The sequence below is a fragment of the Kitasatospora sp. NPDC029367 genome (assembly GCF_055569135.1).
The window spans coordinates 1-559 of sequence record NZ_JBVHYH010000010.1 but is presented as its reverse complement, the minus strand read 5'-3'; the positions used below and the strand labels follow the sequence as shown (position 1 = coordinate 559).

General features: G+C 77.3%; 1 protein-coding gene. It reads right to left on the bottom strand.

All coding sequences use genetic code 11. The features are described 5' to 3' along the window. Positions 1-406: maleylpyruvate isomerase N-terminal domain-containing protein (locus tag ACZ4W5_RS08155; protein ID WP_465653642.1), on the bottom strand; the 406-nt coding region annotated here is incomplete at its 3' end. Positions 407-559: the final 153 nt, after the last annotated feature.

Genomic DNA, 559 nt, shown 5'->3' with positions numbered 1-559 from the left:
CCCTCTTCTCTCTTTCCGTCTTCCCCCCCCCCCCCCCCCCCCCCCCCCCCCCCCCCCCCCCCCCCCCCCCCCCCCCCCCCCCCCCCCCCCCCCCCCCCCCCCCCCCCCCCCGCCAGGCCTCGACCAGCCGCTCGGCCCCGGCTTCGAAGGCGTGCAGCCAGTCCTCCTCGACCCGGTCGAAGGGCCGGCTCCAGTCCGGCTGCCCGCCTTCGGCCCGGACGGTGAACTGCCGCAGGTCGTACAGGAGGTGGCTGATCAGGTCGCCGACGTCCCAGGAGCGGCAGGGGGTCGGGTGGCCGGCCAGTTCCACGCCGGTGCCGTCGATCAGCCCGGCGGTCTGGGCGAGGGCCCGGGCGAGCAGCTCGATCGGGTCCACCGGCTCGGCCGGGTCGTCCACCTCGGTCATGGCACACCTCTCGGTCGGGGGGCGCACGGGCCGTGGGGGGGGGGGGGGGGGGGGGGGGGGGGAGAAGAACGCAGGAAAAAAAGCAACGACCCACCAAAAAGGGGGGGGGGCCCGGGGGGGAAGGGGGAGAGAGGGCGCTCTCCCACAACTCCC